Annotated in this window: 23 protein-coding genes, 1 tRNA gene and 1 riboswitch; of the genes, 21 read left to right on the forward strand and 3 right to left on the reverse strand. The window is 70.8% G+C overall.

All coding sequences use genetic code 11. The annotated features are described in order from the left end of the window. The first annotated feature begins 4 nt into the window (after nt 1–4). The 4 genes from dxs to ACHBTE_RS02285 all read left to right on the forward strand — a co-directional run bounded on the left by dxs (nt 5) and on the right by ACHBTE_RS02285 (nt 4323). The gene (dxs, locus tag ACHBTE_RS02270) at nt 5–1987 is read left to right on the forward strand and encodes a 1-deoxy-D-xylulose-5-phosphate synthase (RefSeq protein ID WP_394721545.1); all 1983 of its coding nucleotides are present in this window, start codon (nt 5–7) and stop codon (nt 1985–1987) included. Further along, nucleotides 1984–3369, forward strand: a complete 1386-nt coding sequence (locus ACHBTE_RS02275) for an aspartate aminotransferase family protein (protein ID WP_394721546.1) — start codon at nt 1984–1986, stop codon at nt 3367–3369. Before dxs ends, ACHBTE_RS02275 begins: the two co-directional genes overlap by 4 nt. 133 nt (nt 3370–3502) lie before the next feature. Further along, entirely contained in the window at nt 3503–4207 is a 705-nt protein-coding gene (locus tag ACHBTE_RS02280) for a helix-turn-helix domain-containing protein (protein WP_394721547.1), read from the forward strand. Beyond that, on the forward strand, nt 4204–4323 hold the full coding sequence (locus ACHBTE_RS02285) for a DUF6126 family protein (protein ID WP_128379435.1): 120 nt from the start codon (nt 4204–4206) through the stop codon (nt 4321–4323). The genes ACHBTE_RS02280 and ACHBTE_RS02285 overlap by 4 nt, the downstream gene beginning before the upstream one ends. A 59-nt stretch (nt 4324–4382) precedes the next feature. On the opposite strand, the gene ACHBTE_RS02290 is transcribed toward ACHBTE_RS02285, so the two are convergent. Continuing rightward, the gene (locus ACHBTE_RS02290) at nt 4383–5180 is read right to left on the reverse strand and encodes a tyrosine-protein phosphatase (RefSeq protein WP_394721548.1); all 798 of its coding nucleotides are present in this window, start codon (nt 5178–5180) and stop codon (nt 4383–4385) included. Between the two features lie 655 nt (nt 5181–5835). Then, a riboswitch (cyclic di-AMP (ydaO/yuaA leader) is annotated at nt 5836–5992 on the forward strand. Between the two features lie 4 nt (nt 5993–5996). Between ACHBTE_RS02290 and ACHBTE_RS02295 the strand changes: the two genes are divergently transcribed. Next, a complete protein-coding gene (locus ACHBTE_RS02295; protein ID WP_394721550.1) occupies nt 5997–6977 on the forward strand; it encodes a M23 family metallopeptidase in 981 nt (326 codons plus the stop codon). Nucleotides 6978–7272: 295 nt separating this feature from the next. Then, complete coding sequence (locus ACHBTE_RS02300; RefSeq protein ID WP_394721596.1) at nt 7273–8058, forward strand: SGNH/GDSL hydrolase family protein; 786 nt, start codon at nt 7273–7275, stop codon at nt 8056–8058. Between the two features lie 150 nt (nt 8059–8208). Here ACHBTE_RS02300 and ACHBTE_RS02305 read toward each other — a convergent pair whose 3' ends face one another. Continuing rightward, on the reverse strand, nt 8209–8829 hold the full coding sequence (locus ACHBTE_RS02305) for a TetR/AcrR family transcriptional regulator (protein ID WP_394721551.1): 621 nt from the start codon (nt 8827–8829) through the stop codon (nt 8209–8211). A 69-nt stretch (nt 8830–8898) separates the two neighbouring features. Next, nucleotides 8899–10077: a Glu/Leu/Phe/Val dehydrogenase dimerization domain-containing protein gene (locus ACHBTE_RS02310; protein ID WP_394721553.1), complete on the reverse strand. Its 1179-nt coding sequence runs from the start codon at nt 10075–10077 to the stop codon at nt 8899–8901. Nucleotides 10078–10386: 309 nt separating this feature from the next. On the opposite strand from ACHBTE_RS02310, the gene ACHBTE_RS02315 reads away from it, so the two are divergent. The 15 genes from ACHBTE_RS02315 to ACHBTE_RS02385 form a co-directional block, all read left to right on the forward strand. Then, nucleotides 10387–11562: an MBL fold metallo-hydrolase gene (locus tag ACHBTE_RS02315; RefSeq protein WP_394721554.1), complete on the forward strand. Its 1176-nt coding sequence runs from the start codon at nt 10387–10389 to the stop codon at nt 11560–11562. 528 nt (nt 11563–12090) lie between these two features. Then, entirely contained in the window at nt 12091–14538 is a 2448-nt protein-coding gene (locus ACHBTE_RS02320; RefSeq protein ID WP_394721555.1) for an ATP-binding protein, read from the forward strand. 99 nt (nt 14539–14637) lie between these two features. Then, a complete protein-coding gene (locus ACHBTE_RS02325; protein WP_394721556.1) occupies nt 14638–15075 on the forward strand; it encodes a roadblock/LC7 domain-containing protein in 438 nt (145 codons plus the stop codon). A 2-nt stretch (nt 15076–15077) separates the two neighbouring features. Next, nucleotides 15078–15449: a DUF742 domain-containing protein gene (locus tag ACHBTE_RS02330; protein ID WP_394721557.1), complete on the forward strand. Its 372-nt coding sequence runs from the start codon at nt 15078–15080 to the stop codon at nt 15447–15449. Then, on the forward strand, nt 15427–16026 hold the full coding sequence (locus ACHBTE_RS02335) for an ATP/GTP-binding protein (protein ID WP_394721558.1): 600 nt from the start codon (nt 15427–15429) through the stop codon (nt 16024–16026). Before ACHBTE_RS02330 ends, ACHBTE_RS02335 begins: the two co-directional genes overlap by 23 nt. 61 nt (nt 16027–16087) lie before the next feature. Then, complete coding sequence (locus ACHBTE_RS02340; RefSeq protein ID WP_394721559.1) at nt 16088–16663, forward strand: GAF domain-containing protein; 576 nt, start codon at nt 16088–16090, stop codon at nt 16661–16663. Between the two features lie 271 nt (nt 16664–16934). Next, a complete protein-coding gene (gene tdh / locus ACHBTE_RS02345) occupies nt 16935–17963 on the forward strand; it encodes an L-threonine 3-dehydrogenase (protein ID WP_394721561.1) in 1029 nt (342 codons plus the stop codon). A 70-nt stretch (nt 17964–18033) separates the two neighbouring features. Next, nucleotides 18034–19227, forward strand: coding sequence for a glycine C-acetyltransferase (locus ACHBTE_RS02350; RefSeq protein ID WP_394721562.1), 1194 nt, complete (start codon nt 18034–18036; stop codon nt 19225–19227). Between the two features lie 38 nt (nt 19228–19265). Beyond that, a complete protein-coding gene (locus ACHBTE_RS02355) occupies nt 19266–20168 on the forward strand; it encodes a LysR family transcriptional regulator (RefSeq protein WP_394721563.1) in 903 nt (300 codons plus the stop codon). A gap of 67 nt (nt 20169–20235) precedes the next feature. Then, a complete protein-coding gene (locus ACHBTE_RS02360; protein ID WP_394721564.1) occupies nt 20236–20823 on the forward strand; it encodes a helix-turn-helix domain-containing protein in 588 nt (195 codons plus the stop codon). Further along, nucleotides 20820–21332: a GNAT family N-acetyltransferase gene (locus ACHBTE_RS02365; RefSeq protein ID WP_394721565.1), complete on the forward strand. Its 513-nt coding sequence runs from the start codon at nt 20820–20822 to the stop codon at nt 21330–21332. The genes ACHBTE_RS02360 and ACHBTE_RS02365 overlap by 4 nt, the downstream gene beginning before the upstream one ends. Nucleotides 21333–21455: 123 nt before the next feature. After that, a complete protein-coding gene (locus ACHBTE_RS02370; RefSeq protein ID WP_394721566.1) occupies nt 21456–21938 on the forward strand; it encodes a DUF1877 family protein in 483 nt (160 codons plus the stop codon). A 68-nt stretch (nt 21939–22006) separates the two neighbouring features. Continuing rightward, nucleotides 22007–22366, forward strand: coding sequence for an MmcQ/YjbR family DNA-binding protein (locus ACHBTE_RS02375; RefSeq protein ID WP_394721567.1), 360 nt, complete (start codon nt 22007–22009; stop codon nt 22364–22366). Between the two features lie 92 nt (nt 22367–22458). Next, nucleotides 22459–22532 (forward strand) — tRNA-Pro (locus ACHBTE_RS02380). Nucleotides 22533–22826: 294 nt separating this feature from the next. Next, on the forward strand, nt 22827–23012 hold a 186-nt coding region (locus ACHBTE_RS02385; RefSeq protein ID WP_394721568.1), incomplete at its 3' end, for an alcohol dehydrogenase catalytic domain-containing protein.

Consider the following 23012-nt stretch of genomic DNA (forward strand, 5'->3'; position numbering starts at 1 on the left):
GAGCGTGACGATTCTGGAGAGCATCCGGGGACCACGTGACCTGAAGGCGCTGTCCGAGGCGGAACTCGGTGAACTGTCCGAAGAGATCAGGGAGTTCCTGGTGCACGCGGTCGCCAGGACCGGCGGTCATCTCGGGCCCAACCTGGGGGTGGTGGAACTGTCCGTCGCGCTCCACCGGGTCTTCGAGTCGCCGGTCGACCGTATCGTCTGGGACACCGGTCACCAGAGCTATGTGCACAAGCTGCTGACCGGACGGCAGGACTTCTCCAAGCTGCGCGGCAAGGGCGGGCTGTCCGGCTACCCCTCGCGTGCGGAGTCCGAGCACGACATCGTCGAGAACAGCCACGCCTCCACCGCGCTGGGCTGGGCCGACGGACTCGCCAAGGCACGGCAGGTGCAAGGGGAGCAGGGGCACGTCGTCGCGGTGATCGGCGACGGGGCGCTGACCGGCGGCATGGCCTGGGAGGCGCTGAACAACATCGCCGCCGCCAAGGACCGGCCGCTGATCATCGTCGTCAACGACAACGAGCGGTCGTACGCCCCGACCATCGGGGGGCTCGCCAACCACCTCGCCACCCTGCGCACGACCGACGGCTACGAGAGGGTCCTCGCCTGGGGCAAGGACGTACTGCTGCGGACCCCGCTCGTGGGCTCCACTGTCTACGAGTCGTTGCACGGCGCGAAGAAGGGCTTCAAGGACGCCTTCGCACCGCAGGGCATGTTCGAGGACCTGGGCCTGAAGTACGTCGGCCCCATCGACGGGCACGACATCGGTGCCGTCGAGTCGGCGCTGCGACGGGCCAAACGCTTCCACGGGCCGGTGCTGGTCCACTGCCTCACGGAGAAGGGGCGCGGCTACGAACCCGCCCTCGCCCACGAAGAGGACCACTTCCACACCGTCGGCGTGATGGACCCGCTGACCTGCGAGCCGCTCGCGCCGTCGGGCGGGCCGTCCTGGACCTCGGTGTTCGGCGAGGAGATCGTGCGGATCGGTCAGGAGCGGGAGGACGTCGTCGCGATCACGGCGGCCATGCTGCATCCGGTCGGCCTCGGCCGCTTCGCGCAGCGGTTCCCGGACCGGGTGTGGGACGTCGGGATCGCGGAGCAGCACGCCGCCGTCTCCGCGGCGGGCCTCGCCACGGGCGGCCTGCATCCGGTCGTCGCCGTGTACGCCACCTTCCTCAACCGTGCCTTCGACCAGCTCCTCATGGATGTCGCGCTGCACCGCTGCGGAGTGACGTTCGTGCTGGACCGGGCCGGCGTCACGGGCGCCGACGGGGCCTCGCACAACGGCATGTGGGACTTGTCGGTCCTCCAGGTCGTACCGGGGCTGCGGATCGCCGCACCGCGTGACGCCGACCAGCTGCGGGCGCAGCTGCGGGAGGCGGTCGCCGTCGACGACGCGCCCACGCTGGTGCGGTTCCCGAAGGAGTCCGTCGGCCCGTCGATCCCGGCGGTCGACCGGGTCGGCGGGCTGGACGTGCTGCACCGGGCCGCGCAGGAAGCGGACGTCCTCCTGGTCGCCGTCGGTGTGATGGCCCCGGTGTGCCTCCAGGCGGCCGAACTGCTTCAGGCACGCGGCATCGGCAGTACCGTCGTGGACCCACGGTGGGTCAAGCCCGTCGACCCAGCCCTCGCGCCCCTCGCCGCACAGCACCGGCTGGTGGCCGTGGTCGAGGACAACAGCCGGGCGGCCGGGGTCGGTGCCGCCGTGGCGCTGGCGCTGGGCGACGCCGATGTCGACGTACCCGTACGGCGGTTCGGCATCCCCGAGCAGTTCCTCGCGCACGGCAAGCGGGGCGAGGTGCTGGCCGACATCGGGCTCACCCCCGTAGAGGTCGCCGGCCGGATCAGCGCGAGCCTGGCCCTCAAGGAAGCCGAGGACGGCCCGGCCCCTCGCGAGCGGGCCGACGGCAGCCATGACGGCCGTACCGCCGCGCGTGTGGACGGTCCTGCCGCCGCGCCAGTCAAGGAGAGCGCTGAATGACCACGGAGTTCGACCTCGGCAGACTCCTCGCGGAGCGCGGAGCCGAGCGCTACGAGCTGCACACCAGGCACCTGAACCACCAGCTCCCGCGCATGCTGCACACCATCGGCTTCGACAAGGTCTACGAGCGGGCCGAGGGCGCCTACTTCTGGGACGCCGACGGCGACGACTACCTGGACATGCTCGCCGGGTTCGGGGTGATGGGCCTCGGCCGTCACCACCCCGTCGTCCGCAAGGCCCTGCACGACGTGCTGGACGCCCAGCTCGCCGACCTCACCCGGTTCGACTGTCAGCCGCTGCCCGGGTTGCTGGCGGAGCGGCTGCTCGCGCACAGCCCGCACCTGGAGCGGGTGTTCTTCGGCAACAGCGGGACGGAGGCGGTGGAGGCCGCGCTGAAGTTCGCGCGGTTCGTCACCGGGAAGCCGAGGGTGCTGTACTGCGACCACGCCTTCCACGGGCTGACCACCGGCTCCCTCTCCGTCAACGGCGAGTCCGGCTTCCGGGACGGCTTCGCCCCGCTGTTGCCCGACACGGCCGTACCGCTCGGCGACCTCGACGCCCTGGCCCGGCAGCTGAAGAAGGGGGACGTGGCCGCCCTGATCGTCGAACCGATCCAGGGCAAGGGCGTGCACGAGGCTCCGCCCGGCTATCTGCGGGCCGCCCAGGAGCTGCTGCACCGGCACAAGGCGCTGCTCATCGCCGACGAGGTGCAGACCGGGCTGGGCCGGACCGGTGACTTCTACGCCTACCAGCACGAGGAGGGTGTCGAGCCGGACCTGGTGTGCGTGGCCAAGGCGCTCTCCGGGGGCTATGTGCCGGTGGGCGCCACGCTCGGCAAGGACTGGATCTTCAAGAAGGTCTACTCGTCCATGGACCGCGTGCTGGTGCACTCGGCGAGCTTCGGCTCCAACGCGCAGGCCATGGCGGCCGGGCTCGCCGTGCTGTCCGTCATGGAGAACGAGCAGATCGTCGCGGGCGCGCGGGCGACCGGTGACCAGCTAAGGTCCAGGCTCGCCGCGCTGCGAGACAAGTACGAGCTGCTCGCCGACGTCCGTGGCCGGGGGCTGATGATCGGCATCGAGTTCGGGCGCCCCGACTCGCTGAAGCTGCGCAGCCGCTGGAGCATGCTCCAGGCCGCGCGCAAGGGGCTGTTCGCGCAGATGGTCGTCGTACCGCTGCTGCGGCGGCACCGGATCCTCACCCAGGTCTCCGGCGACCATCTGGAGGTGATCAAGCTGATCCCGCCGCTGATCATCGGCGAGCGGGAGGTGGACCGGTTCGTGGATGCCTTCACCGATGTGATGGACGACGCGCACAGCGGTGGCGGACTGATGTGGGACTTCGGCAAGACGTTGATCAAGCAGGCGGTCGCCAACCGGTGAGGAAGGGGCGGCCGGGGCCGGGGCCGACCGGGTCACAGACGGAGGGGCGAGCCCGCCGAGCCGCCCGACGCGCACTTTTGCCCCTGAGGCAATAAATTTGCCCCAGAGGCAAGGCTGCGGCTGAATGGAGAGCATGAGCTCTCCCGAGAACGAGCCCGAGCACGAGAACGAGCCCGAGTCCGAGAACAAGCCTGAGAACGAGGCTGAGGACGAGCCCGAGAACGAGGCTGAGGACGAGGCGACAGGGCCGGTCGAAACCCTGCCCGTCGTCGCGCCGCAGCTCCGGGCCCTGCGCCGCCGCGCGGCGCTCACTCTGGAGGCCGCCGCCCGCGTCGCCGGGCTGTCGCCCGCCCACCTCTCCCGGCTGGAGACGGGGCAGCGTCAGCCCTCGCTGCCGATGCTGCTCGCGCTCGCGCGCATCTACGGTACGACGGTCTCCGAACTGCTCGGCGAGACGGTCGCCGACCGGGACGCCGTGGTGCGCGCGGCCTACATGGAGCCGACCGCCGCGGGTGGCTGGACGTACTGGCAGGCGGGCGCGTCCGGGCGCGGGATGCAGGCTCTGCGCGTGCATGTGCCGCACGGCTCGCAAGGCGACATCGTGCGGGTGCACCCCGGCGAGGAGTGGCTCTACGTCCTGCGAGGACGGCTGCGGCTGCACCTAGGGGACACCGCACACCGGCTCGCACCCGGTGACAGCGCGCATTTCGACTCGCTCACCCCGCACCGCATCGCCGCCCAGGACGAGGACGGTGTCGAGCTGCTCTTCGTCCACACCCTGTTGCAGAGCCCCACGGCCGCCCTGTGCCTGGGCCCCACCTCTGGAGAGACGCGATGAGCGACATGGAGGAGAAGTTCCCGCGTGCCCTGTGGGTGCGGCTCATCATCTACATCGCGGTGGGGCACGTCTTCGCCGCCTTCATCTACTTCCTGTTCGAGGCGGGCGCGAAGTAGGCACCGGCGCGAAGTAGGCGCCGGCGCGACGCAGGCACGGGGCGCCGGGCGGACGAGCGTCAGTCGAGGAGCCGCTCCCGCAGCCGCTCCCGGGTCCGGGGGGTGATCCGCAGACCCTGCTCCAGGTAGCTGTCGACACCGCCCCATGTCTGCTCGATCGTCTCGAAGGCGGCGGTCAGATACTCGGCGCGCGCGTCGAAGAGGGGGCTGAGCAGCTCCATGACCTCCGCTGAGTAGACCGACGGGCCGCTGCCGCTGCGCTTCACCTTGTAGCGACGGTGCTTGGCGTTGGACTCCAGATAGTCGGCGACGATCGCCTCGCGCTCGACGCCGACGGCGAGCAGTGTCACGGCGATGGACAGGCCGGCGCGGTCCTTGCCCGCGGCGCAGTGCATGAGGGCGGGGACGCTGTCCTCGGCGAGGGAGTGCAGCACCTGTGAGTGCTCGCCGGTGCGCTCCTTGATGATCAGCCGGTACGAGGCGATCATCCGGTCCGCGGCCTTGCCGTCCGACAGGATCTCCCGCAGCTGCTCGATGTCGCCGTCCCGGACCATCTTCCAGAACTCCGCGCCGTCCGCGGGGTCACTCAACGGCAGGTTCACATTGCGCACCCCCGGCAGCGCGACGTCCGGACCCTCTAGCTTCTGATCGGCGGCGTTGCGGAAGTCGAAGATGGTGTGCAGGCCCAGGGAGCCGAGGAAGGCGGCGTCGTCCTCGGTCGCGTGCGCCAGGTGGCCGCTGCGGAACAGCACGCCGTGCCGCACCCGTCGTCCGTCCACGGTCGGCAGCCCGCCCACATCGCGGAAGTTGCGCACTCCGGCCAGCTCGGGCTCGGTCGACGGGATCTGCTGCGTCACGGGGGCTCCCTCCCGGTCGGCCCCGGCGGCGCGGCTCGGCGTGTGGCCGACGGGGTGCTCCTGACGATACGACATCGGTTCCTGGGGCAATGAGTTGTCCACAAGCGCCGTCGCCGCGGGTGGACACCTCGATGACGTGGGACCTTGATACATCTGTCCATATTTTTCGGTTCTGAGAGCGTTTGATGGTGGAAGGGAGTCTTTGCGCTGCGAATGGCCTGCCTCGAAACGGGCGAATCCATCGAGGCTCTGCTCCGATTTGGTCTGTTCTGCATCGGCATTGTGAGCTTCCTTCCGATTTGCGCGACGACCTCGATGTGGCTAGATATCCTCCAGCGTCACATCTAGGGGTTCTGTCCGAATTGGCGCCTTCATTCCAACTCGCTCTGTATTAAGGAAAGCTGGAGCAACGTCACGTGAGCAGCGTCATATCCGTGACCGTGCGTCGTTCGTCATGTCCACGTAATTCGGGCGCTTTTCATGGGACTTTGAGTCGGGAGAGGTCCCCATAATTCACGGAGTGTGACCGGTAATTCCCACAAGGGATCAACGGGAACGCATTCGGACGGAACCCCTCACTTGTTCCCGTGCGTCTTCCTCGCTTACGTTCGCCCCCAATCCGGACGGACGCCTAATCCTGCCGCCGACCGGACTCCGCGCAAACTCACCCGTGCACGGCAGGAGCGGGGGACCCACAGGTACAACGCCTGTTCCGGTCTCCGGAACGGCTTGGGGTCAAGTCGCGCCTCGGCGCGGCCGGGCATCTCCAGCTCGCACCCGACAGCTCACCTCGTAGGCGCCGGAGAGGAATTCGCCATGCCCGCGAAGGGTAAGCACCGCCGCCCCAAGTCCCTGCGCCTCCCCCGCTCCGTCGCCGTCGCCGGAACCGGTGGCGCCGCTCTCGCCCTCCCGCTCATCGGGGCCACCGGAGCCAACGCGGCTCCCTCTCAGTCCGTTTCGGAAAAGGCCGTCCAGTCGGCTCCGGTCGTCGAGAAGAAGGCGGCGAAGAAGGCTGCCGACAAAAAGACGGGTGCGCGCACCTATTCGGTGAAGGTGGGCGACTACCTCGCAAAGATCGCCGACGAGCAGAGCGTCGACGGCGGCTGGAAGCAGCTCTACGCCGACAACCGTGAGGCCGTCGGCGCCGACCCGTCGCTGATCCACCCGGGTCTGAAGCTCTCCGTCGGTGGCGAGAAGGCCGCGACGGCCGCTCCCAAGTCGTCGTCCCCGTCCTCCGCTTCGGCGTCTGAATCGTCTGAATCATCCCAGTCGTCCAAGTCGTCGGGCTCCTCCGAGTCCTCCCGGTCCTCCCAGTCCTCCAAGAAGGACTCCTCCGGCACGAAGTCCTCCGCCCCGCAGAAGGCGGCCACGGCCGCCCAGAGCGCCGCAGGCTTCTCCGCCCCGCTGTCCACCGCTTCCGTCGGCACCGCCTACAAGGTGGCGGGCAGCATGTGGTCGAGCGGCTACCACACCGGCGTCGACTTCTCCGCCCCGACCGGCACGCCCCTGAAGGCGGTCGGCGCGGGAACCGTCGTCTCCGCCGGCTGGGGCGGCGCGTACGGCAACCAGGTCGTCATCCAGCTCGCCGACGGCCACTACGCCCAGTACGCCCACCTGTCCTCGCTGTCCGTCTCCAGCGGCCAGAGCGTGAGCGCGGGCCAGGAGATCGGCCTCTCCGGCGCGACCGGCAATGTGACCGGCCCGCACCTGCACTTCGAGATCCGCACCACGCCGGACTACGGCTCCGACGTGGACCCGGTCGCCTACCTCCGCTCCAAGGGCGTCTCCCTCGGCTGACCGTCGCTCCACGCGAGCGCAACCTGCCTGACACGCAACCGAAGGCCGGACCCCGATCCCCGGGTCCGGCCTTCGGTCTGCCGTCACCGCCTTGCGGGTGGGGCAGCCGCCCGCCCCGCCCCTGCCGCAGGCCGCACGCAACGCGGTGGGCCAGGTGGTTATTCCGAGTTTGGTGAACCCTTGGGGAGTGGCTTATCTCACCGTTCGTCAACCCCGCCCTACGGTCGCGTAGGTCACATTCAAAGGTGAATCATGTGCCGATGTGACAGACGATTCGAAGAGTGACAGCAGATCAGTGATCGGGTCGTACGTCGCGGTGGGGGACAGCTTCACCGAAGGCGTCGGCGACCCCGGCCCCGACGGGGCGTTCGTGGGCTGGGCCGACCGGTTCGCGGTCCTCCTCGCGGACCGGCGTCCCGAGGGCGACTTCATCTACACGAACCTCGCCGTGCGCGGCAAACTGCTCGACCAGATCGTGGCGGACCAGCTGCCCCAGGCCATCGAACTGGCCCCGGACCTGGTCTCGTTCTGTGCGGGCGGCAACGACATCATCCGGCCCGGCACCGACCCCGACAAGGTGGCCGAGCGTTTCGAGCGGGCGATCGTCCGGCTCACCTCCGCGATCGGCACCGTCATGGTGACGACCGGTTTCGACACCCGCGGCGTCCCCGTGCTGAGGCATCTGCGCGGCAAGATCGCCACGTACAACGGCCATGTGCGGGCCATCGCCGACCGGTACGGCTGCCCGGTGCTCGACCTGTGGTCCCTGAAAACCGTTCAGGACCGTCGGGCCTGGGACGGCGACCGGCTGCACCTGTCTCCCGAGGGGCACACGCGCGTGGCGCTCCGCGCGGGCCAGGTACTGGGGCTGCCGATCCCGGCCGACCCGGACCAGCCGTGGCCGCCGCTGCCGCCCCGCGGCACCCTGGAGATCCGCCGGGACGACGTCCAGTGGGCGCGCGAGTACCTGGTGCCGTGGATCGGGCGGCGCCTGCGCGGCGAATCGTCGGGAGACCATGTGACGGCCAAGGGGGCACTGTCCCCGGGCGACATCAAGATGCGGATCGAATCGGTGGCTTGAGCCGGCGATCCGGCTGTGTGGGCCGTGCCCCGCTTCCTGCGGGTGCGGCCCACAGGGCTGTCGGGGGGAGGAGGGGGCGCGAGCCGAACGGCCCGACCGGCGGCTCCAGATCGGGAATCTGCTGCAGGTGCCGGCAGGTGCCCTGCCGCTTCAGCGCGTCGCAGCGATCAACGCCTGGCGCTCCAGACCCAGTTCCCGGGCGAGCGCCTCGTCCGCCCACTGCCGGGCACGCGCGCGTGAGACCGCGCCGGGATACGACGTCAGCTGCACGGCCAGCCCGTCGAGCAGCGCCGTGAGGCGCAGGGCCGTCCCGGCGGGGTCCTGGCATCGGAACTCGTCCGCGGCCACCCCCTGCGCGATGACCTCGGTGATGGCCGCCTTCCACTGCCGGTCGAGATCCCGGATGACCTCCTGAAGGGCGGGCTCGCGCAAAGCCACCGCCCACCCTTCGATCCACAGCCGCCAGCCCTTCGCCTGACCGGTCGGCGCGTACCAGCGCACAGCGGCCCGCAGCCTTCGCAGCGCTGTCGTACGGCGGCCGAGGATCTTGCGCAGTCGGGTCAGATCGCCCTCGGCGGCATGAGTGAACGCGGCGGCGACCAACTTCTCCTTGGTGTCGAAGTGATAGAGCACCAGCGCGTTGCTCACGCCGAGGGCCGAGGCCACATCGGCGATCCTGACCGCCGCCACGCCCCGCGCCTCTATCTGCTCCACGGCGGCCCGCAGCAACTCCTCCCGCCGCTCCGCCACGCTCAACCGCACTCTCGTCACGCCGTCACCTTAAGGCCTCGGCTCAGGCGGACACCGCGCCGCCCGCGGGTCCTGCGGAGCCGTCCGCGGTCACCGATGCCAGCCGAACCGCTCGGAGATCGACGAAAGCCGGTCCACCGCGATGGCGTGGGCGGCACACCGGGGCGTCGTGCCGTCGGCCTCGGCGCGCGCCAGGGCCAGGTCCGTCAGGGCGCGCATCGAGCGCCGTGTGTGGGCGAACGCCACATCCGCGTCCGCTTCCAGGTCGCCGAACAGCGTCCACCACCACCAGGCGTTCGTGGCCGAGTTGACCACGACGTCCGGCAGCACGGTGATGCCCCGCGCGGCCAGCAGCTCCTCCGCCTCGGGCCGTACGGGCATGTTGGCCGCCTCGGCGATCCAACGCGCCGTGATCCGGCCCTGGTTCGTGACGTCGATCGCGTACGACACGGCCGCCGGCACCAGCACCTCCGCCTCGGCCGACAGCCAGGCGTCACCCGGCAGTTCGCGGTCGCCGGGGCGCAGCGCGCCGCGGTCCACGGTGCCGTACCCGTCGCGCGCCCTGAGCAGGGCCTCGACGTCCAGACCCGCCGGGTTGGCGATGGTGCCCTTGATGTCGGCGACCGCCACGACGGTGAGTCCCGCGCGCGTGAGGAAGCGCGCCGTCGCACCGCCCATGGTCCCGAACCCCTGCACGGCGACGCGGGCCCTCCAGTAGGGCAAGTCCGCCCGGTCCAGGGCCGTGAGGACCGACTCGGCGACCCCGCAACCGCCGACCAGCTCGTCCAGGCCGATGCCGTCGACCTCCACCGCGAACGCTTCCGCGATCCGCCGACGGGCGCCGGCCTCGTCGTCGAGCAGCGGATACACGGCCTGGACCGAGGAGACGAGCCCCGCCTCGGCGGCTGCCCGGTCGACGGTGTCCTGAGTGAGGCCGAGGTCCTCGCCGGTGGTCCAGCAACTCTCAACGTACGGCCGCATGGTCCGCAGGTAGCGCACCAGCAGCCCGTACGCCTCGGGGTCCCGCGGGTCGCAGTCGATGCCGCCCTTCGCGCCGCCCAAGGGGACGTAACGCGCCTCGGGGTCGTAGTGCAGGGCTTCCTTCATGCTCATGCCGCGAGCGAGCCCGGTGACCTCGTCCAGCGTGCAGCCCGGCCGCATCCGCAGCCCGCCGCTGGACACCCCGCGCACCAGGCGGTCGACGACCAGGAAGCCCTGACGCCCGGTGACGTGATCGGTCCAGGTGAGCGACAGCAAGGGGGTGGTCATGGGGTCTCCGGGGAGGGCGGGGCCGCGTGCCGCGCTGCGGATACTGAACGACGGGTCAGTATCCGAGTGGGGGCGGGGACATGTCAATGCGAGCGGCCGTGTGGGGTGGGTGCCGAGTGGGCTTGGGGCGGGTGCCGAGTGGGCTTGGGGCGCGCGTGGGTCCGGGGCGCGAGTGGGCGGGCCGGGTCAGGCTCGGCCGGTGTCCCGGCCCGGGTGCTCGGGGCCTGGGAGGCCCACGTCCGGGCCCGGCCGGGGTTGTCGGAGGGGCCGACCATAATGGAAGCCTCACCGACTCCACCTGGAGGTACCGTGGCCGGTTTCCGTTTCCCGAGCTCCGGGCTCCGCGCCCTGCGGCCCGAAGCCTTCGGCGTGGATCCGAGCGGTGAGCGCATGGCGCGCATCCAGAGATCCCCGCACTTCAGGGACGGGGTCTTCCAGAACCCCGGGGGCGCCGCCCGCACCCGGCCGTCGGGGTCGATGGTCGAGTTCGCCAAGGTCTTCTTCGACAAGGACACCCGGCCGCGCCGCACCCCCGACGGCACCGTGCCGGTGCACCCCACCACCTACGCCGACCTCGCGAAGCCGCCCGCCGGGGGGCTGCGACTGACCTGGATGGGACACTCCAGCGTCCTCGCGGAGATCGCCGGTCACCGGGTGCTCTTCGATCCCGTATGGGGTGATCGCTGCTCGCCGTTCCCCTTCGCCGGGCCCAAGAGACTGCATCCCGTACCGCTGCCGCTCGCCGCGCTCGGCCCGGTCGACGTCGTCGTCATCTCGCACGACCACTACGACCACCTCGACATGCCCACGATCAAGGCGCTGGCCGGCACGGACACCCTCTTCGCCGTTCCGCTCGGCGTCGGCGGCCACCTCGAACGCTGGGGCGTGTCCGCCGGCCGGCTGCGCGAGCTGGACTGGCACGAGACGACCAAGGTCGGCGGCATCACTCTGACCGCCACCCCGGCCCGCCACTTCTGCGGCCGGGGACTGCGCAACACCCAGCACACGCTCTGGGCGTCCTGGGTCGTGGCCTCCCACGAGCACCGGATCTTCCACAGCGGCGACACCGGCTACTTCGAGGGCTTCGAGGACATCGGCGCGGAGCACGGCCCGTTCGACGCCACGATGATCCAGGTCGGTGCCTACTCGGACTTCTGGCCCGACATCCACATGACGCCCGACGAGGGGGTGCGCGCCCACCTCGATCTCCAGGGCGGTGATCCGACGGTGGGCGCCATGCTGCCGATCCACTGGGGGACCTTCAACCTCGCGCCGCATCCCTGGGCTGAGCCGGGGGAGTGGATGATGCGGGCCACGCACAAGGCCGGGGTCACGATGGCGGCCCCGCGCTGCGGTGAGCCCTTCGAGCCCGCCGCCGTGCCGCCCGTGACGCCGTGGTGGCGCGAGGTGACCGAGGCGCCCGCGGAAGGGTGGCCGGCTTGGCCGCCGGTCGCCTCGGGGCCGGACAGCGCCGCGGTGGCGTAGCGCGGGTTCGGCGTGAGGCGTACACCGACTCGTTGATGCGGGGAGTGTGGAGTTGCTCGGGGGCGCTCGACAGGGGAGGTGCGCGGATACGCCCGGTGACAAGCCGGGGGCGGTGCGGTGAGCGCACTCGGTGCACGGGGTGCCGAAACGTCACGGCCGGGGAGGCTCGACGGCGACGGCAACCGCAAGTCGGAGAGTTGCGGGGTAAGAGGCGCGGGCTGCCGCTGACTTTTCTGCATGACCACTTCTGACCAGGTCCGACCGTTCCGGCGCGCCCTATGGGTGAGACGTGATCCGGGTTATCGGTCTGTCGTACGAGCCCTCATACCAGAGCGGGACGCTGCCTGCGGGACTTTGTCAACTGCCCACCGCACTTGATGCAGAGGCGACTACTGTCAGTGTCCGTCGGGCGACACGGAGCCGATTTCGTCGGCTCCGTCGACCGACATCGCGATGGCGCATGCCCCGGGCCGCGCAGACCGCGCGCAACCCCCAGGCCCCGACCGACGGACCAGTACGAGGACCCCGATGTCTCAACTCCGCGCCCCGGCCGCACGCGCAGACCGCCGTGAGGGCGGGCGGCACGGGCGCCCGGCCGTCCGCACCGCACTCGCGCTGCCCGAGACCCATATACGGCCCCAACTCATGCGGCTGGCGGTGCTGCCGCCCGTCGCGGTGGCACTCAGCGCCTGCGCCGCCGTCCTCTTCATCGTGCGCACCGCCGGCGTCCGGCCCAGCCTCACCCTCTGGGCCGTGCTCGCGGGTGCGCTCTCGGTGACCCTCGCGGGCATCCTGATCGCCGCGGTGGCCGCCAACCGCGCCGCGAAGTCCGTGAGCGAACGCATCGGCGCACTGCGCCGCAGCAGCGCACGCGGCGAGGCCGATCTGCGCGCCCTCGTCGAGGCCTTACGACGCGGCGACGGCCCACCGAAGCGCAAAACCCGCAGCGGCCCCCCCGACGGCGCCGACGACTTCGAACTGCTCGCCGCCGATCTGTCCCGCGCCCACGACGGGGCCGTCACCGCCGTCGTCCAGGCCGCCCAGCTCTCCAGCCAGGCGGGCAGCGAACAGAAACTCGAAGTCTTCGTCAACCTCGCCCGGCGGCTCCAGTCGCTCGTGCACCGCGAGATCTCCATCCTCGACGAGCTGGAGAACGAGATCGAGGACCCCGACCTGCTCAAGGGCCTCTTCCACGTCGACCACCTCGCCACCCGCATCCGCCGCCACGCCGAGAACCTCGCCGTCCTCGGCGGCGCCGTCTCCCGCCGGCAGTGGAGCAACCCGGTCTCCATGACCGAGGTGCTGCGCTCCGCCATCGCCGAGGTCGAGCAGTACTCCCGCGTCAAGCTCGTACCGCCCATCGACGGCACCCTGCGCGGACACGCCGTCGCCGACGTCATCCACCTGCTGGCCGAACTCGTCGAGAACGCCACGGTGTTCTCCGCCCCCCACACCCAAGTGCTGCTCCGGGCCAACCTCGTGACCTCGGGCCTCGCCGTCGAGGTCGAGGACCGCGGGCTCGGCATGCCCGTCGGCGAACAGAACCGGATGAACGCCCTGCTCGCCGACCCCGACCAGGTCAACGTGGCCAGCCTGCTGGCGGACGGGCGCATCGGCCTGTTCGTCGTCTCCCAGCTCGCGAAGCGGCACGGCATCCATGTCCGCCTCCAGAGCAACATCTACGGCGGTGTCCAGGCCGTACTGGTCGTACCGCAGGGCCTGTTGGGGACCGAGCCGGAAGCCCATGCAGGTGCGGCACGGCCGCAGGAGCCGCAAGCGTCGCAGGCGTCGGCGGGCGGCGCGGCCGGGCCGACGTACACCCCGTCCCAGGCGCGTCCGCAGCAGGCGCAGGTGCCGCCGCCGACTCGGCAGCAGCATCGGCGGGCGGCGCCGGACGCCCCGGCCGGCGGGCAGCGACAGCGGGGCGCGGGCGAGGCGGCGCAGGACACGTCGCGGCGGCAACAGCCGCAGACCGGCGCGGGTACGGCCCCGAGGGCGAACGGCGGCGGACCGGCGCCGCTGCCCGTGCGCGGCAGCCATGAGGAGCGGGCCAACCCGGCCGAGGCCGTCCCCGGCATCAAACCCGACGAACGGCGGCTCGTGGCCGAGAACACCGCCACCGGGCCGACGCCGCGCACCTCCACGGTCCGCGGCACCATGGGCAAGCCTCAACTGCCGCGCCGCCGCGCCCAGGAACACATCGCGCCTCAACTGCGTGACGGGCCCGCACCGCGACAGGAGTCCGACCAACTCGCCGGGCACGACCCGGGGTTGATGGCGGCCTTCCAACGGGGTGTGGGTCTTGCCGAGACACAACAGCACATGGAGTCGGCGCAGACGGATGCCTCGCACATGGGTGGCGGGCACATGGAGGCCACGGCCATGGGTGGCGGACCCATGGAGGCCACACACATGGGTGGCGGGCCCATGGACGCGACGCCCATGGACGCGACACCCAGGGATGCCGCACATGTGGACGCGGCGCAGCTGGACGGCGGGCACATGGAGGCGGCGCACATGGACGCGCCGCACACAGCCCCCGTCACCCCGACCATGCCCACCCACCCGAGCGGCCTCTCCCCACACCCCACCACGCCGATCTCCACCCCCACCCCCACTCCCGGCCACACCCATACCCACACACCCCCACCCCACACGACCCCAGACACCCCCTCGCCCACCTGGGAGCAGACCCGCCCGGCCCCCGCGTCCGCCCGGCCCACCCCCCTCGAATCTGTGCGCCCGGCCCCCGTCCGACTGGAGCCGACGAGCCTCGACGCAGGTCGACCGCAGTCCACACAGCTGCGCCCGACTTCCCTCGACGCGCTCCACATGGATGTGACCCCCACAACCTCCCGGCCGCACCTCGATGCATCACCCATGGGCCGGGCCCACACCACCGAGACGCACCCCGGGTCAGTGCCCGGTACCGACCACACCACCACCCGGCACGACGGGAGCGCGCCTGCCGGATGACCACGCCTTTGACCAGCCCGAAGTCCGCCTGGGATCGGGAGGCCACCCCCCACCCCCAGTGCTCCCGCTGACCTTCGTACCTCAAGGAGTCGATCCATCATGGCGAGCGAAGCGCCGACCGCTCATGTGTCCGATCTCGACTGGCTGATGAGTGGCCTAGTGCAGCGCGTACCGCACACCACCAGCGCGGTGCTGCTCTCCTGCGACGGGCTGGTGAAGTCGGTTCACGGCCTCGACCCGGACAGCGCCGACCACATGGCAGCCCTGGCCTCCGGTCTGTACTCCCTCGGCCGTAGCGCCGGTGTCCGTTTCGGCGACGGCGGAGATGTGCGTCAGGTCGTCGTCGAGCTCGACTCGAGCCTGCTGTTCGTGACCACGGCGGGATCCGGTACCTGCCTCGCCGTGCTCGCCGGCCGCGAGGCCGACGCCGCGGTGCTCGGCTACGAGATGGTGATGCTGGTCAAGAGCGTCCGCCCGTACCTGGTGACCGCACCCCGGCAGCAGCACGCGGTCGAACCCCCGGTGATGAGGCCTTGAACGTGACGGCGGCCGGCGACGGGCCCTGGCTCGACGACGCGGCCGGACGGCTGGTGCGCCCTTTCACGATCAGCAACGGCCGTACCCGGCCCACCATCGCGCTCGATCTCATGTCGCAGGTGATGGCCACCGGGGCGACCCCCCTCGGCTACCTCGGCCCCGAGCACGAGCAGGCGCTCGACCTGTGCCGCGCCCCCGTCTCGGTCGCCGAGGTCGCGGCTCACCTGAAGCTGCCGGCAGCGGTCACCAAGGTGCTGCTGTCGGACCTCGTCGACGGCGGGGCGCTCACCACCAAGCCCCCCGAGTTCCACCACAACCCGACTGACCGGGCTCTTCTGGAGGCAGTGCTCGATGGACTACGACGACAGCTCTGATCCCTTCCCCACCGCGCTGAAGATCTTGGTGGCAGGAGGGTTCGGGGTCGGCAAGACGACCTTCGTCGGCGCAGTGAGCGAGATCGCGCCGCTCAGCACAGAGGAGCTGCTCACCACGGTCAGCGCCGCCACCGACAGTCTCGAGGGCATCGAGAACAAGGTCGAGACGACGGTGGCCATGGACTTCGGCCGCATCACACTCGATCCGGAACACGTGCTCTATCTGTTCGGCACGCCCGGTCAGGAACGGTTCTGGTTCATGTGGGACGAACTCTCCGAGGGTGCCCTCGGAGCGGTCATCCTCGCCGACACCCGGCGGCTGGAGGACTGCTTCGCCGCCGTCGACTTCTTCGAACAGCGCGGCCTCGGATTCATCGTCGCCGTCAACGACTTCGACGGGGCCTTCCGGTACGACCCCGAGGAGGTGCGCGCCGCCATCGACCTCGACCCGGAGATCCCCATCGTCCGCTGTGACGCCCGGATCTCCAGCTCCGGTGTCCAGACCCTGCTGACCCTCGTCCGGCATCTCATCGCCCACACACCGGCACATGCGCCGAGCCACGGCGCGCACATGTGACACCCGCACACACCAGGACGGAGCCGCATATGAACCACGCCCACAGCGACGGAATCCGCCCATGAGCTACGGCCCACCTCGCCCGGTCGCGCGTCTGCTGCTCACCCCCGAGGACAAGGAGGCCCCCGCCCGCGCCCAGCGGCTGCTCCGGCTGGGCCTGGCAGAACAGCCGGATCCCGCGCTCGACGCGTTCGCGGACCGCCTCGCCGAACTCGCCGCGGCGCCCTACGCCATGGTCAACTTCATCGGCGAGAGCAGGCAGTTCTTCGCCGGTCTGCATGTGCGGCGCCCCGTGTCCCTGGAGCGGGTGGACGACACCAAGCCGGTGCTGGGCCGCCATATGGAGCGCGACCATGGGTTCTGCCCCCATGTGGTGGTCCGACACAAGGCGCTGGTCCTGGAGGACGTCAGCGACTATCCGCGGTTCGCGGGGAACCCCATCGTCGACGAGTACGGCATCCGCTCCTATCTGGGCGCCCCGTTGATCGACTCCACGGGGATGGCGCTGGGCACGGTGTGCGTCGTCGACGTGGAGCCGCGCGCGTGGGGCAGAGCCGGGCTGGACACGATCAAGGCGTCCGCCGCGGAACTGACGATGCGGCTGGAGCGCAGGGCGGCGGACGGACTGCCCCTGTGAGCGAGTCCGATCGCCCACGCCGAGCGCGGACGGCACGCGCGCGGAGGCGACGGACCCAGCGCGTGCAGCGGGGACGCGGGGCAAGGGGAGGCAAGGCAAGGGAGGGGCGCGAGGGGAGGGCGTGAAGGAAAGCTGTGGCGCCGCTTAAGAAAACCTCGATGGACCAGGGCGCCGCGGTACGGCAGATTGCTACGCGATTCCACCCCTCTCCCCGGTCGGCAGGCTCGTTCGGCATGCCCGCGACCGGGACTCACCCACAGGAGCCGTAGCGTTGAAGGCGCTGGTCAAGGAGAAGGCGGAGCCCGGGCTGTGGCTCGCGGACGTCCCGGAACCGGCCGTCGGGCCCGGCGACGTACTGATCAAGGTGCTGCGCACCGGAATCTGCGGCACCGATCTGCACATCCGGTCCTGGGACGGCTGGGCTCAGCAGGCCATCCGCACCCCGCTGGTGCTCGGACACGAGTTCGTCGGCGAGGTCGTCGAGACCGGCCGTGACGTCACCGACATCAAGCCCGGCGACCGGGTCAGCGGCGAGGGACACCTGGTGTGCGGCAAGTGCCGCAACTGCCTCGCGGGCCGCCGTCACCTGTGCCGGGCCACCATAGGTCTCGGGGTCGGACGGGACGGGGCCTTCGCCGAGTACGTAGCGCTGCCCGCCGCCAATGTGTGGGTGCACCGTGTGCCCGTCGACCTCGATGTGGCCGCGATCTTCGACCCGTTCGGCAATGCTGTGCACACCGCGCTGTCGTTCCCGCTGGTCGGCGAGGACGTCCTGATCACCGGCGCCGGTCCGATCGGCCTGATGGCGGCGGCGGTGGCCCGGCACGCGGGCGCGCGCAACGTCGTCGTCACCGACGTGAGCGAGGAACGGCTGCAGCTGGCCCGCAAGATCGGCGTGAGCCTCGCCCTCAACGTGTCCGAGGCGACCATCGCCGACGGACAGCGCGAACTCGGCCTGCGCGAGGGCTTCGACATCGGCCTGGAGATGTCCGGCCGCCCCGAAGCCATGCGCGACATGATCGCCAACATGACGCACGGCGGCCGTATCGCCATGCTCGGCCTGCCCGCCGAGGAGTTCCCGGTCGACTGGGCCCGGATCGTCACCTCGATGATCACCATCAAGGGCATCTACGGCCGCGAGATGTTCGAGACCTGGTATGCGATGTCCGTGCTGCTGGAAGGCGGCCTCGACCTCGAGCCCGTGATCACCGGCCGGTACGGGTACCGCGACTTCGAGGCGGCGTTCGCCGACGCGGCGAGCGGCCGTGGCGGCAAGGTCATCCTCGACTGGACCGCGTAGTCCCGCGCGCCCCGCGCCGATCACGCCCGCCCACCGCGTCAGCCACTTTTGCCTCATTGGGAGCCTTGAGATGTTCGACTCCGTGCGCGACGACCTGCGCGCCACCCTCGACGAGATCCGTGCCGCCGGTCTGCACAAGCCCGAGCGGGTGATCGACACCCCGCAGTCCGCCACCGTCAACGTCAGCGCGGGCGGTCGTCCCGGCGAGGTCCTCAACTTCTGCGCCAACAACTACCTCGGCCTCGCCGACCACCCCGACGTGATCGCCGCCGCCCACGAGGCCCTCGACCGCTGGGGCTACGGCATGGCGTCCGTCCGCTTCATCTGCGGCACCCAGGAGGTGCACAAGGAGTTGGAGGCCAGGCTCTCCGCGTTCCTCGGCCAGGAGGACACGATCCTGTACTCCTCCTGCTTCGACGCCAACGGCGGCGTCTTCGAGACCCTGCTCGGCCCCGAGGACGCGGTGATCTCCGACGCCCTCAACCATGCCTCGATCATCGACGGCATCCGCCTGTCCAAGGCCCGCCGATTCCGGTACGCCAACCGTGATCTGGCCGACCTGGAAGCGCAGTTGAAGGAGGCCCAGTCGGCGCGACGGCGACTCATCGTCACCGACGGCGTCTTCTCCATGGACGGCTATGTGGCCCCGCTCGCCGAGATCTGCGACCTCGCCGACCGCTACGACGCCATGGTCATGGTCGACGACTCGCACGCCGTCGGCTTCGTCGGCGCCGGCGGCCGTGGCACCCCCGAGTTGCACGGTGTCATGGACCGTGTCGACATCATCACCGGCACCCTCGGCAAGGCCCTCGGCGGCGCGTCCGGCGGCTATGTGGCGGCCCGCGCCGAGATCGTCGCCCTGCTGCGGCAGCGCTCCCGCCCGTATCTGTTCTCCAACACCCTCGCCCCGGTGATCGCGGCGGCCTCGCTCAAGGTCCTCGACCTGCTGGAGTCGGCGGACGACCTGCGGGTGCGGCTCGCCGAGAACACCGCGCTGTTCCGCCGCCGGATGAATGAGGAGGGCTTCGCCGTCCTCCCCGGCGACCACGCCATCGCGCCCGTGATGATCGGGGACGCGGCCGTCGCCGGCCGTATGGCGGAGCTGCTGCTGGAGCGCGGCGTGTACGTGATCGGCTTCTCGTACCCGGTGGTGCCGCAGGGCCAGGCCCGAATCCGTGTGCAGCTGTCCGCGGCGCACTCGACGGACGACGTCAACCGCGCGGTGGACGCCTTCGTCGCGGCCCGGGCCGAACTGGAAGCCTGAGCTCCGGCCACCCGGGACATATTGCGATAATCGATCCCATGATCGAAGCGCGGCGGCTCCACATCCTGCGTGCGGTGGCCGACCACCGTACGGTGACGGCGGCTGCCGCCGCGCTGTATCTCACGCCGTCGGCGGTCTCCCAGCAGTTGGCGGCCCTGGAACAGGAGACGGGCCACCGTCTGGTGGAGCGTGGAGCCAAGGGCGTACGGCTGACCCCGGCCGGTGAGATCCTGCTCAGCCACACCAACGCCGTCCTCGCCCAGCTGGAGCGCGCCGAGGCCGAGCTCGCCGCCTACAGCTCGGGCGCGGCCGGCACGGTCACGGTCGCGTCCTTCGCGACCGGAATCGCCCTGGTCGTCGCCCCGGCGGTGGGCCGGCTCGCCGAGACGTCCCCCGGCATCCGCATCCGCGTCCAGGACGCCGAGGGCGACGCCAGCCTGCCGATGGTGCTGGACCGGCAGGTCGACATCGCCGTGGCGGTCGAGTACCGGGGGGCGCCGCCCGCCGACGACCCCCGCCTGGCCCACGTGCCGCTGTACGCCGAGCCCTTCGACGCGGTCGTCCCGGTGCGCCACCGCCTCGCCGACTCCGCCGAGGTCCCGCTGGCGGAACTGGCCAAGGACGCGTGGATCGGCCCGTACCCCGGCAACCCCTGCCATGACGTGGTCGTCCTGGCCTGCGAGAACGCCGGTTTCCAGCCTCGCCTCGAACACTCCTCGGACGACTTCCGGGCCGTCGTCGCCCTCGCCTCGGCCGACGCGGGCGTGGCGCTGGTGCCGCGCTCGGCGCTGCGCGGCATGGACCTCACGGGGGTGGTCGTACGGCCCGTGGACGGTGACGCACCGACGCGCCGGGTCTTCGCGGCCGTGCGCCGGGGCGCCGAGGAGCATCCGCTGATCCGGCCGGTGCTGGAGGCACTCACGGCGGCGGCCGGGGAGTGAGACCTCTTCCGTCATCGGTGAGGCTGCCGTAACGCTGCTGTTTCATATTCGGGATACCGTCCCGGATATGAAACATGGGGCGGAGGGCAACACAGGCCCGGACGCGGTGGACGCCCGTCTGGGCGCTCGGCTCGCCGAGCTGCGCGCCGAACGCGGCTGGTCCCTGGGCGAGTTGGCGCAGCGGGCCGGTGTGAGCCGGTCGACCCTGTCGCGGTCCGAGCGGGCGGAGATCAGCCCCACCGCCGCCCTGCTGAACCGCCTGTGCCACGTCTACGGCCGGACCATGTCCCAGCTGCTCAGCGAGGTCGAGTCGGAGCCTGCGCTGCTGGTGCGGGCGGCCGAGCAGCCGGTGTGGGAGGACCGTTCCGCCGGGTTCGTACGGCGGTCCGTGTCGCCGCCGCACGGGGGGCTGCGCGGCGAGATCGTCGAAGGGCGGCTCGTCGCGGGCGGCGACATCGCATACGACCGGCCGCCCGTGCCGGGGCTGGAGCAGCACATCTGGGTCCTCGAAGGGAGCCTCGACGTGACGGTTCAGGAGACCGAGCACCGTCTCGAAGCCGGGGACTGTCTGCGGATGCGGGTGTGGGGGCCGACGAGGTTCCGGTGCGCGGGGCCCGGTGCGGCGCGGTACGTCCTGGCGGTGGTGCTGCCGTGATCGTGGCGCGACTGGACGAAGCCGGGCTGTTCGAGCACGTCGAGGGCCTGGCCGACCTGCTGGTGGACGCCGTGGCGGACGGTGCCTCCGTCGGATTCCTCAGCCCCCTCGACCGTACGGCCGCGACGGCTTGGTGGAAGGCGCGCGCGGCCGAGGTGGGCGAAGGGCGGGCGGCGGTGTGGGTGGCGCACGAGGACGGGCGGACCCTCGGCACGGTGGGCCTGGCCCTGCCCGACAAGCCCAACAGCCGCCACCGGGCCGAGCTGGTCAAGCTGATGGTGCACCGCGATGCCCGGGGGCGGGGTCTCGGGCGCAGGCTCCTGGTGACCGCGCAGGAGGCGGCGGCCGAAGCCGGTGTGACCCTCCTGCACCTGGACACCGAGACCGGAAGCCTCGCCGAGCGCCTGTACGGCTCGGCCGGGTGGACCCGGGCCGGTGTGATCCCCGACTACGCGGCGAGCCCGGACGGGGTTCTGCGGCCGACGACGGTCTACTACAGGCACCTGTGACTGTCGCCCGGCGTCACCCGGCGTCACCCGGCGTCGCCTGGTTGTCAGTGCGGCATGGAACACTCACCGCCGTTGACCGACCGAAGGGTCGAACGAGCCGGACGGCAAGGGGGATCGCCTCACATGGGCGTGAGTATTTCGTTCATCGGTGCGACGACACAGGAGCTGGACAGGGCGGAGCGGGACCCGAGTTGGGCCGAGGAGTTCGTCTACGAGCTCTACGGCGACGACTTCCCGTCTCCGGACCGCCCCTACGGCGGCCCGGACCGGGAGTTCGGCGGCCTCCAGTTCCTGTTCGACGAGGCCGGCGTGGGAGTCGAGTTCGTGATGGACGGCTTCCAGATCCAGGAGGACGGCACTCTGTTCGGGTGGACCGCGGAGCAGATCGCCGGTGTGGCACGGGAGCTGCGGGCGACTCCGTGGGAGCGGCTGGCGGCCCACTACGACCCGGTGCGGATGGGCGAGCAGGACGTGTACCCCAACATGTGGAAGTTCGACCCCGACGGCCGACTGGGCGGGCTCGAGTACGCCTACGAGGAACTGGTCGAGTTCTTCGCCGCGGCGGCCGAGCGCGGCCTCGGGGCGTTCATGACCTTCAGCTTCTAGCGGCCCCAGTGGGTGGACCGGCACCTCTCACCAGGTGATTGTCAGTGGCGGCGGCTACCGTGCCTGTCATGCCGGAAGCCGAAGACGTACGTCGCATCGCCCTTTCTCTGCCGGACACGACGGAGAAGATCGCCTGGAGCATGCCCACGTTCCGGGTCGCGGGCAAGATGTTCGCCACCCTGCCCGAGGACGAGACCTCCCTAGCGGTGCGCTGCCCCAAGGAGGAGCGCGACGAGCTGGTCCTGGCCGAGCCGGACAAGTTCTGGATCGCCGACCATGAGGCGCAGTTCGCCTGGGTGCGCGCCCGGCTCGCCGCTCTGGAGGACGAGGCGGAGCTGCGCGACATCCTCGCCGACTCCTGGCGCCAGGCGGCCCCGCCCCGGCTGCTGGACGCACACCCACAGTTGGGCAGGCCGACCGGACAGTGACGGCCCGCATAAAGGAGTGCGCGACCACCGAGCCGAGTGCGGTATTGTTTCCATGCACGTTCGGCCGGGGGAAACCCCAGGTCAGACGGCATCGGGACGTGGCGCAGCTTGGTAGCGCACTTGACTGGGGGTCAAGGGGTCGCAGGTTCAAATCCTGTCGTCCCGACTTGCGAAAGAGCAGGTCAGAGGCCGTATCGGAGGATTCCGATACGGCCTTTCGGTCGTTCCGGGCGCTGCTTCCCGGCCGCCAGGGCCTGCGGATGGTTCGCCGCCACTCCCCGGCAGTCGCGCGCAGCCGCTCCACGCCCGTCAGCACATCGGAATCCCAGGGCTCGGCGCGGTGCGTGTCGACTCCTTGACCGCCGCCCGGCGCTCCAGGATGCTGTGTTGCGGCACATGAGATGCGTGCCGTAATGAGCAACATCCGTCTCATCGATCCCGCATCAGCCGAGGAGTGGCCATGACGCATCAGGTCCGTGCTGTCGTCGCGCAGGGCAAGGGCGCCCCCGTCGGTCTGGAGACGATCGTCGTGCCCGATCCCGGGCCGGGCGAGGCGCTGGTGAAGATCGAGGCGTGCGGGGTGTGCCACACCGATCTGCATTACCGGGAGGGTGGCATCAACGACGACTTCCCGTTCCTGCTGGGC

The sequence above is a fragment of the Streptomyces sp. M41 genome (genome assembly GCF_043673425.1).
GTDB lineage: Bacteria > Actinomycetota > Actinomycetes > Streptomycetales > Streptomycetaceae > Streptomyces.